Below are 13,223 nucleotides of genomic sequence, written 5' to 3'. Positions count from 1 at the left end.
CCCCCGGCCGCCGCGGGCCGGGTGACCGCCGATGAGCGTCGAAGTCCCGGCCCCCTCGAACGGAACGACGTCGAGGGGACCGGTGCCGGCGCGTCTCTCCCCGGCCGCCCGGCGCACGTCCCGGGCCGGCCGGCTGCGTCGCGCGCTGCTCGACCTGTCCCAGGCGCTGCCCTTCCTGCTCCCCAAGACCGTCGTGTTCGGGCTGTTCGTGCTGCTGCCGTTCGGCTACACGATCCTCCTGACCTTCCAGGAGGGCTCGCTGCTCGGCGGGCTGACCTTCGCCGGGCTGGAGAACTACCGGAGCGTGGTGAGCGACGGGCTGTTCCGGCAGACCCTGGTGAACACCGCGGTGTTCATGCTGATCTGTGTGCCGCTCACGCTCGTGGTGACGTTGCTGGTGGGAATGCTGCTGTCCAGTTCCCTCCCGGGGATGAGCGCCTACCGCACCCTGATCTACCTGCCCTCGCTGCTGTCCATCGTGGCGACCGGGCTCATCTGGAAGATCATGGTGGACTCCGAGTACGGCCCGGTGCACGCGCTGTTCGCCCAGGGGCTCGGCATCGAGATCGCGTGGCTGACCGACGGCACCACGGCCATGGTCTTCCTCGCCATGATCACCCTCTGGAGCACCTGCGGCTTCTACTCGATCATCTTCATGGCCGGCTTCAACAACATCCCGCCCGACGTGCTGGAGGCGGCCCGGATCGACGGCGCGTCCGGCTGGCGGCTGTTCACCACGATCAAGCTGCCGTTGATCCGCCCGGTGCTCCAGCTGGTGCTGATCCTGGTCACGATCAACAGCATCCAGGTGTTCGACCTGGTGTACGTGCTGACCAACGGCGGTCCGGGCACGGCCACCTACACCGCTATGTGGTACATCTACCAGAGCGCCTTCAACGGCGGCTCGATGTCGTACGCCGCCACGATGAGCATCGTTCTGCTGCTCGTCACGGCCGTCATCTCGGTCGTCTTCATCGGCCGTACCCGATCGGATGGTGCCGACCATGAGTGACCGGCCGACCGTTCGCCTCCCCCGTCGGGCGACCCTCGCAACCCACGTCGCCGCCATCGTGGCCGTCGTACTGTGCGCCGGCCCGATCCTGCTGGTCGCCCTGGCGTCGTTCCGCTCGGACCTGTTCTCCGATCTCTCGTTGCGGCCCGAGAACTGGACGCTGGCCAACTACACCGCGTTGCTCGGTGACCCTGAGGTGCTCCGCTGGATCACGAACAGCCTCCTGGTCGGGGCGGTCGTCACCGTGCTCACCGTGGTGGTCGACGTACTGGCGGCGTTCGCGTTCGCGAAGATGAGGTTTCCGGGCCGTGCCGCCGCGTTCGGTCTGCTGCTGGCCACCCTGATGCTGCCGTTCTCGGTGACCCTGCTGCCGACGTACCTCATCGCCAGCCGGCTCGGCATGGTGGACACCTACTACGGCCTGATCGTGCCGGCCATCGCCGGGCCGCTCGGGGTCTACCTGCTGCGGCAGTTCATCCTCAAGATCCCCGAGTCGCTGATGGACGCCGCGCGCATCGACGGCGCCTCGCAGATGCGGATCTTCCGCAGCGTGGTACTGCCGCTGTGCCTGCAGCCGATGGCCGTGCTCTCCATCTTCGTGTTCGTGGCCAACTGGAACAGTTTCCTGTGGCCGTTGCTGATGGCGCAGTCGGACGAGCTGAAGACGATCACCGTGGGGATGGCCACCAACAACACCCAGTTCTCCCAGAACATCAACGGGACCATGGCGATGGCGATGTTGAGCCTGCTGCCGATGGCGGCGCTGTTCCTCGCGTTCCAGCGGTACTTCATCCGTGGCGTGCTGGCCGGGGCGTTCAAGGGCTGACAGCGGTGTGCGGCGGCCCGGCCGGTTGCCGGGCCGCCGCCGCTGCGATCGAGCTACGGGAGGACGGCGCCACCCGCCCCTTCATGGACCGCCTCGACGGGAAGCAGCGGGCCCTGCCCGGACAGGTTGTCACCTGTCCGGGCAGGGCCGGATATCAGAGCCCGTCCGTCTCCGCCGACCGGGCGAAGCAGTCGGCGACGGCCAGCCGGATCCGGCGGGGGCGGTCGGGGACGAAGATGTCGATGTGCGCCTTGGCCGCGCCGCCGCTGTCGGTCAGTTCCCAGCCGGCCGGTTCCTCGAAGCCGGGGTCGGCCAGGGTGAACCCGATCGATTCCAGGTGATCGAAACCGACGTCCACCCGGTTCCCCGTCGTCTCGTCGACGACCCGCAGCCGGATGGTCAGCGTGGCCCGCTCCTTTCCGGTGAGCCACGGGGTGAGGTCGACCGGACCCTGGAGGCTGCGTCCCTGGATCCACAGCGGCCACGGTTCGTCATGGATGTCGCAGGTCCACACCACTTCGCCGTCCACCAGCAGCTCCTTGACCACCTCACCGGGGCCGGGAGTGCTGGGCGCGAACTCGTCGAAGTGCCAGAACGACAGCTCGTACCGGGGGGAGGCCGGATCCGGGTGGATCACCTGGCCGGCCTGGGCCCAGGTGCCGGCGGGTATCCGCTGCGTCTCCGAGGGCAGCGAGAGGCTCAGCCGGCCGTTGCCGTACATCGCCTTGTTGTCCGAGGCGATGGTCGGCGCGTCGTCGAGCTGCGTCCCGTACGCGATGACCCCCGAGATCAGGCCGTCCGCCGTGCAGCGCAGCCCGGCGTCCACGGCCTGGCGGACGTACGACTCGGTGGGCCCCAGGGTCGCGGCGAGGAACCGGCCCGCGTAGACCAGCAACACCAGGTCCAGCCCGCGCGGCTCGGTCTTGGCCCGGATCGCCTCCAGCGAGCGGCGGACCGAGCCGGCGTCCAGGGTGTTCTTGTTCGGCCCGTCGAGGAAGGGGTAGATCACCCCGTCGATGAACGGCGTGTACTTGTCGAGGAAGGCGTCGTCGAGCGCCACCTCGTAGTACACGCAGGTGTAGAAGCCCAGGTCGGGGTTGATCTCCCGCTGGATCTCCCGCATCCGGGTCATGTACTCGGGGGTGAACAGCCGGGCGTTCACCTCGAACTCGAAGTCGTCGATGGCCCAGGCGGTCAGGTTGGGGTACCGGACGGACGCCTCGGCGACGGCCCGCGCCCAGGCCAGGTAGTCGGTGAGGTACGGCCGGGAGGCCCGCCCGTTCTCGTCCGTCTCGGACGGCGGCACCAGGTACGGCCAGACGTCGATGCCCGCCTCGGCCGCGGCCGGCAGGAACTCCTCGCACAGGTCGGCCCAGTCGGTCGGGCTGTCCCAGACCCCGAACAGGTAGGTGTTGACGTGCAACTCGCGCAGTTTGGCGATCAACGCGGGCGTGTCGATGTGCCGGTAGCCGTCGGCGCGCGGGCGGCTCTCCCGCACCGCGGCGCCGACGGTGTTCCCGCCCACCAGGGCCGCCCGGACGCCGCCCGCGGGTATCCACGGGCGGGGCCGGGCGTTCGTCTCCGATGGCATGTCCGGCATGGCCGCTCCTTCTCCGGCCGATCGCCGGTCCCGCCCGGTCGCGGTACGCGGAGCGTTCGGCCCTGTTTTTTCGGAATATCAGATTTATGAACTGAATGCTGGATATACCGTAAGGGCGGGCCGGCGGCCGGCGCAATGCCCTGGTCAGGCCAGTTCGAAGACGGCCTCCACCTCCACCGGGCTGCCGGTCGGAAGCGCGGCGACGCCGATCGCCGCCCGGGCGTGCCGCCCCACCTCGGGCCCCAGGACGCGAAGCAGGCACTCGGTCGCCGCATCGGCCACCAGGTGCTGGTCGGTGAACTCGGGGACGCCGGCCACGTACACGGTCAGCCGGACCGTGGAGGCGATCCGCTCCAGGCCGCCCACATCGGCCCGGACGGCGTCGAGCACGTTGAGGGTGCACTGCCAGGCGCACCGCCGGGCCTCCGCCAGGTCGATCTCGGCACCGACCCGGCCCTCGGCGATCAACCTGCCGTCCGCGCCGACCGCGGTCTGGCCGGAACTCACCAGCAGGGATCCCAGCCGGCCGGCCGGGGCGATGGAAGGGCGCTCGCCCGGCGCGGGCGGTCCGCTCGCCCGCGCGGCGGCCATGCGTTCGTCGGCGGTCATGACGTTCCTCCTTCGGTTATGGAGAGAACAACATTGCATACTGGAAAGTTGAGGGGGAAGCGGGGCCCGTCCGCGGGTTCCGGCACCCCATGGTCGCGGCCGGTACAGTACGGCTCGAAAATCGAAGAGGAGGACCGGTATGCCGATGCCTGAGCAGGCCGATGCCGCGAAATCCCGCGCGCCGTCTCCGGCGGTGGACCGCGGATTGACGGTGATCGAGCGGCTGGTGACCGCGGACGAGGAGATGACCCTCACCGCGCTGGCCAAGGCCACCCGGATACCCCTGGCGACCTGTGCCAGCATCGTCTACACCCTCGAACAACGGGGATACGCCGCCCGCCGCGTGGTCGGCCGCAGCCACTTCTGGCGCCCGACGTTGCGCCTGTACGGCCTGGCCAGCCAGCTCGTCCGCAAGATCGACCTGTCCTCGGTGGCACAGCCGGAGCTGCGGGCGCTCGCCGACGCGGTGGACATGCCGGCGCACATCGGCGTGCTGGACGGCGCCACCGTCGTCTACGTGGCCAAGGCGGCCACGGCGGGGTTCATCCAGTTCGACACCTACCCCGGCAAGGTGTCGCCGTTCAACCTGACGGCGCTGGGCCGGGCCATCGCCGCGTACCTGCCGGAGGACGAGCTCGCCCCGCTGCTGACCGGGCTGGTCGGCGGGCGCGGCCCGGCGGCCGGCGACGGCAGCGCGGCGGCCTTCCGTGAGCTGCTGGAGACCGTCCGGTCCCGCGGCTACGCGGTGGAGGACCAGGAGGAGCAGGCCGAGGTGGCCTGCGTGGCGGCCCCGTTCTTCGACGCCGAGGGGCGGGTCGCCGGCGCGGTGGGGGTCACCGGGTTCGCGCGCGATCTGGTCGATGAGCGGCGGGACAAGGCGGCGGCCGGGGTACGGCAGGTCGCGGCCACGGTGTCCCAGCGGCTGGGATGCCCGGCCACGGCATTGCCACGCCCGGAGACCGTCTTCTAGTATTCGGATTAGCGAAGTTTTATTCCGAATACCGAAGGATGGCGCCCATGGCGTCCACTGTGCGCTGGGCCGAAACCGGTCGCCAGGCGCTGGCCGATCAACTCCACGACGCCGTCGTCCTGTTGCCGGTCGGCGCGACCGAACAGCACGGTCCACACCTGCCCACCGGCACCGACGCCCTGATCGCGGACGCGGTGTGCGAGGCGGCCGCCGCCCAGGCGGCGCCCCGCTCACCGCGCCCGTTGATCGTCGCCCCCGCCATCCCGGTGGGCGCCTCCGACCATCACCTGCCGTTCGGCGGCACCCTCTCCCTCACGCCGGAGACGCTGTCGGCCGTGCTGCTCGACCTGGCCCGGTCGATCGCGGTGCAGGGTGGACGCCGCCTGATCCTGGTCAACGGGCACGGCGGGAACGTGGGGGTCTGCCACGCCGCGGCCGCGGCCGCCGGCACCCGGCACGGCCTGGCGGTCGGCCACGTCGACTACTGGCGGATGGCCGAGGCGGAGCGGGACGTGCCGGTGCCGGGGCACGCCGGCGAGTTCGAGACCTCGCTGGTCCTGGCGCTGCGCCCCGAACTGGTGGGGAACCGGCCCCGCCGGGACCCCGTCCCCGAGCCGCCGGCCGTGCCCGGCGTGGACCTGCACACCGCCGCCCTGTGGCGGGCGATCGACGGATACACCGACCGGCCGGAGGCGGCCGACGCCGCGACGGGGCGGCACCGGCTCGACCGGCTGGTGACGCTGCTGGCCGACCGCATCGTGGACATTGCGAGAACACTGTGATCGACTTCCATACCCACACGCCGGCCTGGCGCACCGCGACCTGGCTGGGCGGTACGCCCTTCGGCGCCGACGACTTCGTGGCGTTCATGGACGCCATCGGCATGGAACAGGCGGTGGTGCTCAGCCACGACGGCCTGTTCGACCCCCGGCCGGAGACCAATGACGAGCTGGCCGCCTTCGTCCGGCGGTACCCGGACCGGCTGCACGGATTCGGCACCGTGTCCGTCCGCGCGCCCGACGCCGCCGCCGAGGTGGACCGCATGATGACCGGGCTCGGGCTGCGCGGCCTCAAGCTGCACCCCTGGTTGCAGGGCTTCAGCATGCACGAGCGGTCGCTCGACCCGGTCTGCGAGGCGCTCACCGCGCACGGCGGCATCCTGCTCAGCCACGACGGCACCCCGCCGTACTCGACGCCGTCGCAGATCGCCGCGCTGGCCCGCCGGCACCCCACGCTGCCGGTGGTGCTCGGGCACGGCGGCCTGCACGACTGCTGGCGGGAAGCGCTCGCGATGACCCGCGAGACGGCCAACCTCTACCTGTGCATCTGCGGCACCCCGCCGTACGCCGCCCGGCGGATCCTGGCCGACGCCCCGGCCCACAAGGTGCTGTTCGGTACCGACGCGGGCCTGTCCGACCGGAAGAGCCAGGACTACGCGGCGGCCCGGGTGGTCGAGATCGACGGGTGGGGCATCACCGAGGACCAGCGCCGGGCCATGCTGGTGGACAACCCGCAGCGGCTCCTGTCCGGGGAGGCCACCCCGTGAGCGCGGGGAACGAGCCGGGTTCGCGAGCCCCGCGGTCGCGGGCGAAAGGCGGAGGCGGCCCCACCGTGGCGGCGGTGCACACCCTGCCGGTCGGGCTGCCGGTGCATCCGCGGCTGGTGGTGCGCGGCGCCCGGGGCGCGCACGACCGCTCGGACTTCCTGCTCGTCCGGGTGGTGACCAGCGACGATGTGGTCGGCTACGGCGAGGTGAGCGCCACGCCGCTGTGGAGCGGGGAGGACGGCACCAGCGCCGACCATTTCATCCGTACCGTGCTGGCGCCGGCCATCGTCGGCCGGCCGCTGACGCCGGTGGGCGCCCTGGAAACGGTGATGGACCGCCTGCTGGCCGGAAACCCGTTCACCAAGGCGGGGCTCTCCACGGCGTTGTGGGACGCGTACGCGCGCACCCTCGACGTTCCGCTGGCCGTCGCGCTCGGCGGCCCGTACCGGGACCGGGTGCCGATCAAGCTGTCCTTGTCCGGCGACGGGCCCGCGCTGGAGGAAGTGCACCGGGCCGCGCGGGAGCTGGGCTACCGGGCGTTCAAGGTCAAGGTCGGGTTGGGCGTGGAGGGCGACGTCGCCCGGGTGGCGCGGGTCCGCGAACTGGTCGGTCCGGACGTCTTCCTCGGGATGGACGCCAACGGCGGCTGGTCCCGGGGTGAGGCCGTCCGGGCGGTGCGGGAGGTCACCGGGCTCGGCGTGCGGTTCGTCGAGCAGCCGGTGGCGCCGGCCGACCTGGCCGGGTTGCGCGCGCTGCGCGAGATCGGCCTGCCGGTGGTCGCCGACGAGGCGGTCTTCGGCCTGCCGGACCTGGTCGCGCTGGTCCGGGCCGAGGCGGCCGACTGCGTGAGCCTGTACGTGGGCAAGAGCGGCGGGCCGGGCCGGGCGCTGGCCATGGGTCAGCTGGCGGCGGCTTTCGGCGTGGGTGCGCTGCTCGGGTCCAACGGCGAGTTCGGCATCGGCGCCGCGGCCCAGCTGCACGTCGCCTGCGCACTGCCGGCGCTGTCCGCCGAGTTCCCGTCGGACATCATCGGCGCCCACTACTACAGCGAGGACATCCTCGCCCATCCACTGGACAGCGACGGCACCACCGTCCGGCTCGGCGATCAGCCCGGGCTCGGGGTCGTGCCGCGCCCTGATCTGATCGACGCCTTTCGATGAAGGACCGGTGAAGCCGTGATTGTGGACGTGCACGCGCACACCCCCACCCACCGCGACGCGGTGCCGCACGAGGAGCGGCGGGTGTTCTCCGGGTGGCGGACCGACCGGCCGGTGGTCACCACCAACTCCTGGGCCGACTACGCGGAGGCCATGGCCGCGGCGGACATCTCGATCGTTTTCAACATCGCGGTGCCCGACCCGCTGGCGGCCACCGGCATGCCGTACCCGCCGGAGCGGACCAACGACGCGACGGCCGAGTTCGTGGCCGCCGATCCGGGCCGCCGGATCGGCTTCATGTCGGTGAACCCGCTGGCCCCGGACGTGTTCGAGGAGGCGGAGCGCTGCCGGGAGCTGGGCCTGGTCGGGGTCAAGCTGGGCCCGAACTACCAGAACTTCGACCCGCTCTGCGAGCCGGCGCTGGCCTTCTACGCCTGGTGCGAGCGGCTCGGCCTGCCGATCCTGTTCCACCAGGGGGCCTCGCCGATCCGCGCCGCCCCGCTGCGGTACACCTATCCGCTGGTGACCGACGAGATCGCGTTGCGGTTTCCGGAACTGCGGATCGTCATGGCGCACATGGGCCACCCATGGGGCAAGGAGACCGTGGTGACCATCCGCAAGCATCCGCATGTGTACGCGGACGTCTCCTCGATCTACCTGCGGCCCTGGGTCTGTTACGAGTCACTGCTGGCCGCGGTCGAGTGGGGCTGCACGCACAAGCTGCTGCTCGGCTCGGACTTCCCGATCGCCACCACCGCCGAGGCGATCGCCGGGCTGCGCGGGGTGAACGGGATCCTGGACGGGACCCGCCTGCCCCGGGTCCCGGAAGAGCTGATCGAGCAGATCATCCACGCGGACGCGCTGGGCGCGCTGGGCCTGCCCCGGCCGGCCGCCGCCGACGTGGCGACGGCCGGCACGGGAACGGCCGACGTGGCGACGGCCGGCCCGACGGCCGGCCCGGCGGCGAGTGCGGGAGGCGAGCGATGATCATCGACGCGCATGTGCGGCTGGGCCGCGGCCGCGAGGTGTCCCTGGACGTGGCCGGCCTGCTGTCCACCATGGACGAGCTGGGCATCGACCGTGCGCTGGTGGCGCCGGACGAGCGCTGCGTGGCGTACCACAACCGCGCCGGCAACGAGCTGGTGACCGACGCCGCCAGGGAGTCGGCGGGCCGGCTGGTGCCGTACGCCGTGGCGAACCCGTGGCGCGGCGCCGAGGCGGTCGAGGAGCTCGCCCGGGCCCGGGACGCGGGTGCGCGGGCGTTGCACGTGGACAGCGTGCTCCAGGGGTTCGACCTGCTGGACGGCCTGGTGGATCCGTTGCTGGAGTTCGCCGCGGACAACCGGTGGCCGGTCTACGTGCGGACCGGTACGCCGCCGAACGCGTTGCCGCTGCCGTTGGCGTCGCTGGCTCTGCGGTATCCGGAGGTCCCGTTCGTGATGGGGCGCAGCGGGGCGACCGACTTCTGGATCGACGCCGCGCCCGCTCTGCGGCAGGCGTCCAACCTGTACGGCGACACCTGTTACGCCCCCTGGGACACGGTGCTCAACGAACTCGGCGCCGATCCCGCGATCGGCACGTCCCGGCTGGTGTTCTCCACCGATGCGCCGTACACCGTGCCCCGGGCCGAGCTGGGCCGGGTACTGGACTGGCCGATCGACGACTCGGCTCGGGAGCAGGTGCTCGGGGGCACCATCGCCCGACTGCTCGGCTGACCCTGCCGCCAGGGGTTGTTTCCGATTGGTACACCTCGTAGCATATCTGTAAAGCGAAAAATGTTTTCCAAATATCGAAAGGTCGGGGGACGGCGAGTGAGATCGCCGCCCCGGCGAGGGCAGCAAGGATGGTGGGCGGGTTGATGAGTGTTTCACCGGCGACGGTCTCCCCTGGCGAGCCCGTACCCGAGCCGGATGACGCCGGGTCACTGGTGCGCGGCGTGTCACCGGTGCTCGCGGTGCCGTTCACCGCCACCGGTGACATCGACGTGGACGGCTTCCGGCGGGTGGTGCGCTACGTCCTCGGCACCGGCGTGAGCAGCATGATGTTCCCCGGCTTCGCCTCCGAGTACTACAAGCTCACCGAGGACGAACGGCGGACGCTGACCGCGGTGCTGCTCGCCGAGACCGGGCCCCGGGCGGACGTGGCGGCCATCGTCGCGGTGCAGGACCACGCCACCCGGCTGGTGGTGGCCCGGGCCCGCGAGGCGGTCGCCGCCGGCGCCGACCTGATCAACCTGCTGCCGCCGCACTTCCTGTCACCGTCCCGCAGGGCCCTGGTGGACCATGTCCGGGCGGTGCTCGACGCGGTGGCCCCCACCCCGGTCGTGCTCCAGTACGCGCCGACCGAGACCGGGACCAGCCTGGACGGCGCCACCCTGGCCGCGATCGCCGCGGCGCATCCGAACCTGCGGCTGGTCAAGGTGGAGTCCAGCCCTCCCGGCCGGCTCATCGCCGAGCTCGCCGCGCTCGACCCGCCGCTGGCCTCCATCGAGGGGTACGCCGGGGTGCAGCTCCCCGACGCCATCCGCCGGGGAGCGGTGGGCACCCAGCCCGGCTGCTCCTTCACCGAGATCTACGTGGAGATCTGGCGCCGGTTCGCCGAAGGCGACACGGCGGGCGGGGAGGATCTGCACCGCCGGCTGCTGCCGTACATCTCGTACTGGATGCTCGACACCGAACTCATCATCGCGGCGGAGAAGCGCATCTCGTACCGGCGCGGCCTGATCGCCAGCGACCTGTGCCGGGGCCCGGCGCACGAGCTGGACGCCGAGGAGCGGCGCGTCATCGACCGCTTCCTCGCCGAGTTCGCTGATCTGCTGCCGGACCTTTCCGGCTGACCCTCCGACACCCGCGACCGATCCGCCTCCCGGCCCGTCCGCGAACGATGCCGGTGAGGCCCCGCACGCTCGGCGCGGCGGCCGTGGTCGCCGGCCTCATGCCCGTCGCCCTCCCCGCGGGGACATGAGCGCCCCTCCGGGCATCAAGCACTGGCGGGCACGTCCAGCGATCAGCGATCCGCCGGTGCGCCCGGCGACCCGGCGCCGGGCGCACCGGTCCAGCAGAGAAGAGGCAACCTGATGAACGGGTCAGCAGCGACGACCGCACTGGTCACCGGGGCCGGTGGGGACATCGGCATCGCGATCGCCCGGGCGCTGGCCGCCGCCGGCCACCAGGTGCTGGTCACCGACCTGGATCCGGGCCGGGCCCGCCAGGCCGCCGACCAGGTGCCGGGGGCCGCGGCCGCCGAGCTCGACGTGCGGTCCGCCACCGGGGTGCGCCGGACGATCGGCGAGTTCACCGAGGCGTACGGTCCGCCCGCGGTCCTGATCAACAACGCCGCGGTCTGCGCCAACGAGCGGTTCGAGAGCATCGACGAGTCGGTCTGGTCGGTGGACCTGGACGTGGTGCTCGGCGGCGCGATCCGGATGTGCCAGGCCGTGCTGCCGGTGATGCGGGAGGCCGGGCGGGGAGCGGTGGTCAACGTGGCCTCCGTCAACGGCCACCGCTACTTCGGCAACGACGTCTACAGCGCGGCCAAGGCCGGCCTGCTGAACCTCACCCGGGCGCTGGCGGTCCAGTACGGCCGGTTCGGCGTCCGGATCAACTCGGTGTCCCCCGGCACCATCGCCACCGTCGGCTGGCAGGACCGGCTGCGCACCCATCCCGAGGCGCTGGAGACCGCGAAGCGGTGGTATCCGATGGGCCGGGTCGGCACCCCGGAGGACGTCGCCCGCGCCGTCGCGTTCCTGGCCTCCGACCACGCCGGCTGGATCACCGGGATCGATCTGCCCGTGGACGGCGGGCTGCTCGCCGGCACCCATGCCCTCGCCGTCGATATCGGCGCCGAGACCGAGTGAGAAGGCGGCCCGCGGTCAGTGGAGACCGCGGGCCGGGCCATACTCCCCCTCGATCGGTGCGTCCTCCGGGCGTCCTTCGGGCGTCCCCGGGCGTCCTCGGGGCGTCAGTGGACCGGGCCTGGCGATCTGTGCGCGGGGGTCGTCACCCTGCCGTCCTCTTCCGCGCGTGCGCGGCCGTGGTCGACGGCAGCCAGCCACGCTGTTCAAGCGACTCGACCAGCCGCAGGTATCCGGCTCGGAAACGGCCGAACGCATCCACGCGCGGGTCGATGACCGCCTGAAGGCGCACCATGTCCGTGGCCGCCGCGACCGGGTCCCGGTATGCCCCGGCGGCGAGGATGGCCATGCCCAGCGCCGGCTCGGCGTTCTCCGGCAGCACCACCGGTCGCCCGAGGATGTCCGCTCGCAGCTGGTTCCAGTAGCCGCTGCGGGTGGCGCCGCCGGTCAGTACGAGGTCACCGTCGAGTGGGGCGCCGAGCAGGTCGAGGTAGTCGAAGCAGAGCCGTTCGATGTACGCGACACCCTGGAGCATGGCGGCGAACCGTTCGGCTTCGCCGGTCGTCTCGCCGGCGACGAAGCCCCGGGCCTGCGGGGCCACGAACGGGAAACGTTCTCCTGCGGAGACCAGCGGATAACACACCGGCGCCGCGGGTTCGCAGGAAGCGGCCTCGTTGGTCAGGGCTTCGAGATCCTCCTCCCGGAAATCTCGTGAGATCACCCCCGCGCCCGAGCTGGATGCGCCGCCGGGCAGCCAGGTCCCGTTCGGGCCGCGGTGGGAGTAGACGACGCCGGCGGGGTCGCGGATCGGCTCCCGGGTGACGCCCTTGAGCACCAGGGTGGTGCCGAGCACGGAGTTCCAGCTGCCGACCTGCAGGGCGCCGGAGGCGAGCTGGGCCGCGCAGCCGTCGGTCATGCCCGCGAACACCGGTGTGCCGGGCGGGATGCCCGTCTCATCGGCGGCGGCGGTGCAAACGGCGCCGATGCGGGTACCGGGGGTGACCAGCGGGGGCAGCAGGTCGTCCGGCATTCCGAGCGCGTCGAACACGGCGAGTGGCCAGGTGCCCGTGAGGAGATCCGCGCCGGTCTTCAGCGCGCTGCTCAGATCGGTCGGCACCTCGTGGCCGACCAGCCGCCGGTTGATGACGTCGCTCTGGTGCGCCAGCCTTGTCGCGTCCAGAGCGCGCTCGTGGTGTCGCAGCAGCCAGAGCGCTTTCGGCAGGGCCCACGCCGGCTGCATCCGCTGGTAGCCCAGGGCTGCCCAGGTGGCGGCGCCGGCGTCGTTGACGAGGGCGGTCTCCTCGGTCGCCCGCGTGTCGTCGTACATGACGCCCGCCGTGAGGGGTTCGCCCGCCGGTCCGACCAGGAGCAGCGTCCCGGAGGTCGCGGCGACGGCGATTCCCGCCACCGCGACCGGTGGGACGCTGCTCAGCGCCTGACGTGTGGCGGTGGCGACCGCCGGCCACCACTGCGTCGGGTCCTGCTCGTGGCGGTTCTCCTCGCGCCTGCTGGTCAGCGTCGCGCTGCCCCTGCCCACGACCTCGCCCTTACCGGTGACAGCGAGCGCGCGGACACCTTGCGTGCCGAGATCGACGCCGATCAACACGCTGTCCAGATCGAATGGCGCCACGGGTCGCCTCTCCAGGAAGG

Annotated in this window: 13 protein-coding genes; 10 read left to right on the top strand and 3 right to left on the bottom strand. The window is 71.9% G+C overall.

The features are described 5' to 3' along the window. Positions 1-82: 82 nt before the first annotated feature. Both IW256_RS41080 and IW256_RS14490 read left to right on the top strand, forming a co-directional pair. A complete protein-coding gene (locus IW256_RS41080) occupies positions 83-1,012 on the top strand; it encodes a carbohydrate ABC transporter permease (RefSeq protein WP_197011472.1) in 930 nt (309 codons plus the stop codon). Then, complete coding sequence (locus IW256_RS14490; protein ID WP_197011471.1) at positions 1,005-1,838, top strand: carbohydrate ABC transporter permease; 834 nt, start codon at positions 1,005-1,007, stop codon at positions 1,836-1,838. Before IW256_RS41080 ends, IW256_RS14490 begins: the two co-directional genes overlap by 8 nt. A gap of 154 nt (positions 1,839-1,992) precedes the next feature. Here IW256_RS14490 and IW256_RS14485 read toward each other — a convergent pair whose 3' ends face one another. Both IW256_RS14485 and IW256_RS14480 read right to left on the bottom strand, forming a co-directional pair. Beyond that, on the bottom strand, positions 1,993-3,438 hold the full coding sequence (locus tag IW256_RS14485) for a hypothetical protein (protein WP_197011470.1): 1,446 nt from the start codon (positions 3,436-3,438) through the stop codon (positions 1,993-1,995). Between the two features lie 144 nt (positions 3,439-3,582). After that, positions 3,583-4,047, bottom strand: coding sequence for a RidA family protein (locus tag IW256_RS14480; protein WP_197011469.1), 465 nt, complete (start codon positions 4,045-4,047; stop codon positions 3,583-3,585). Positions 4,048-4,186: 139 nt separating this feature from the next. Between IW256_RS14480 and IW256_RS14475 the strand changes: the two genes are divergently transcribed. The 8 genes from IW256_RS14475 to IW256_RS14440 all read left to right on the top strand — a co-directional run bounded on the left by IW256_RS14475 (position 4,187) and on the right by IW256_RS14440 (position 11,576). Then, a complete protein-coding gene (locus tag IW256_RS14475; protein WP_197011468.1) occupies positions 4,187-5,017 on the top strand; it encodes an IclR family transcriptional regulator in 831 nt (276 codons plus the stop codon). 47 nt (positions 5,018-5,064) lie between these two features. Continuing rightward, positions 5,065-5,799, top strand: a complete 735-nt coding sequence (locus IW256_RS14470) for a creatininase family protein (RefSeq protein WP_197011467.1) — start codon at positions 5,065-5,067, stop codon at positions 5,797-5,799. After that, a complete protein-coding gene (locus IW256_RS14465) occupies positions 5,796-6,563 on the top strand; it encodes an amidohydrolase family protein (RefSeq protein ID WP_197011466.1) in 768 nt (255 codons plus the stop codon). Before IW256_RS14470 ends, IW256_RS14465 begins: the two co-directional genes overlap by 4 nt. 74 nt (positions 6,564-6,637) lie before the next feature. After that, entirely contained in the window at positions 6,638-7,723 is a 1,086-nt protein-coding gene (locus tag IW256_RS14460) for a mandelate racemase/muconate lactonizing enzyme family protein (protein ID WP_197011465.1), read from the top strand. A gap of 15 nt (positions 7,724-7,738) precedes the next feature. Continuing rightward, positions 7,739-8,707, top strand: coding sequence for an amidohydrolase family protein (locus IW256_RS14455; protein WP_197011464.1), 969 nt, complete (start codon positions 7,739-7,741; stop codon positions 8,705-8,707). After that, entirely contained in the window at positions 8,704-9,435 is a 732-nt protein-coding gene (locus tag IW256_RS14450) for an amidohydrolase family protein (RefSeq protein ID WP_197011463.1), read from the top strand. The genes IW256_RS14455 and IW256_RS14450 overlap by 4 nt, the downstream gene beginning before the upstream one ends. A 143-nt stretch (positions 9,436-9,578) precedes the next feature. After that, entirely contained in the window at positions 9,579-10,556 is a 978-nt protein-coding gene (locus IW256_RS14445) for a dihydrodipicolinate synthase family protein (RefSeq protein ID WP_197011462.1), read from the top strand. A 240-nt stretch (positions 10,557-10,796) separates the two neighbouring features. After that, positions 10,797-11,576: an SDR family oxidoreductase gene (locus IW256_RS14440; protein WP_197011461.1), complete on the top strand. Its 780-nt coding sequence runs from the start codon at positions 10,797-10,799 to the stop codon at positions 11,574-11,576. 142 nt (positions 11,577-11,718) lie between these two features. Here the strand turns inward: IW256_RS14440 and IW256_RS14435 are convergent, their stop codons facing one another. Further along, a complete protein-coding gene (locus IW256_RS14435) occupies positions 11,719-13,203 on the bottom strand; it encodes an FGGY family carbohydrate kinase (protein WP_307828891.1) in 1,485 nt (494 codons plus the stop codon). Between the last annotated feature and the right edge of the window lie 20 nt (positions 13,204-13,223).

The sequence above is a fragment of the Actinomadura viridis genome (genome assembly GCF_015751755.1).
In the GTDB taxonomy this organism is placed as follows: Bacteria; Actinomycetota; Actinomycetes; order Streptosporangiales; family Streptosporangiaceae; genus Spirillospora; species Spirillospora viridis.
The sequence above is the reverse complement of the archived record's forward strand: the minus strand, read 5'-3'. Positions and strand labels throughout refer to the sequence as shown.

Excerpts from the sequence above, each read along its gene's own strand:
- IW256_RS14490 (WP_197011471.1), top strand. The coding sequence starts at position 1,005 with ATGAGTGACCGGCCGACCGTTCGCCTCCCCCGTCGGGCGACCCTCGCA.
- IW256_RS14485 (WP_197011470.1), bottom strand. The coding sequence starts at position 3,438 with ATGCCGGACATGCCATCGGAGACGAACGCCCGGCCCCGCCCGTGGATA.
- IW256_RS14480 (WP_197011469.1), bottom strand. The coding sequence starts at position 4,047 with ATGACCGCCGACGAACGCATGGCCGCCGCGCGGGCGAGCGGACCGCCC.
- IW256_RS14475 (WP_197011468.1), top strand. The coding sequence starts at position 4,187 with ATGCCGATGCCTGAGCAGGCCGATGCCGCGAAATCCCGCGCGCCGTCT.
- IW256_RS14470 (WP_197011467.1), top strand. The coding sequence starts at position 5,065 with ATGGCGTCCACTGTGCGCTGGGCCGAAACCGGTCGCCAGGCGCTGGCC.
- IW256_RS14450 (WP_197011463.1), top strand. The coding sequence starts at position 8,704 with ATGATCATCGACGCGCATGTGCGGCTGGGCCGCGGCCGCGAGGTGTCC.
- IW256_RS14445 (WP_197011462.1), top strand. The coding sequence starts at position 9,579 with ATGAGTGTTTCACCGGCGACGGTCTCCCCTGGCGAGCCCGTACCCGAG.
- IW256_RS14440 (WP_197011461.1), top strand. The coding sequence starts at position 10,797 with ATGAACGGGTCAGCAGCGACGACCGCACTGGTCACCGGGGCCGGTGGG.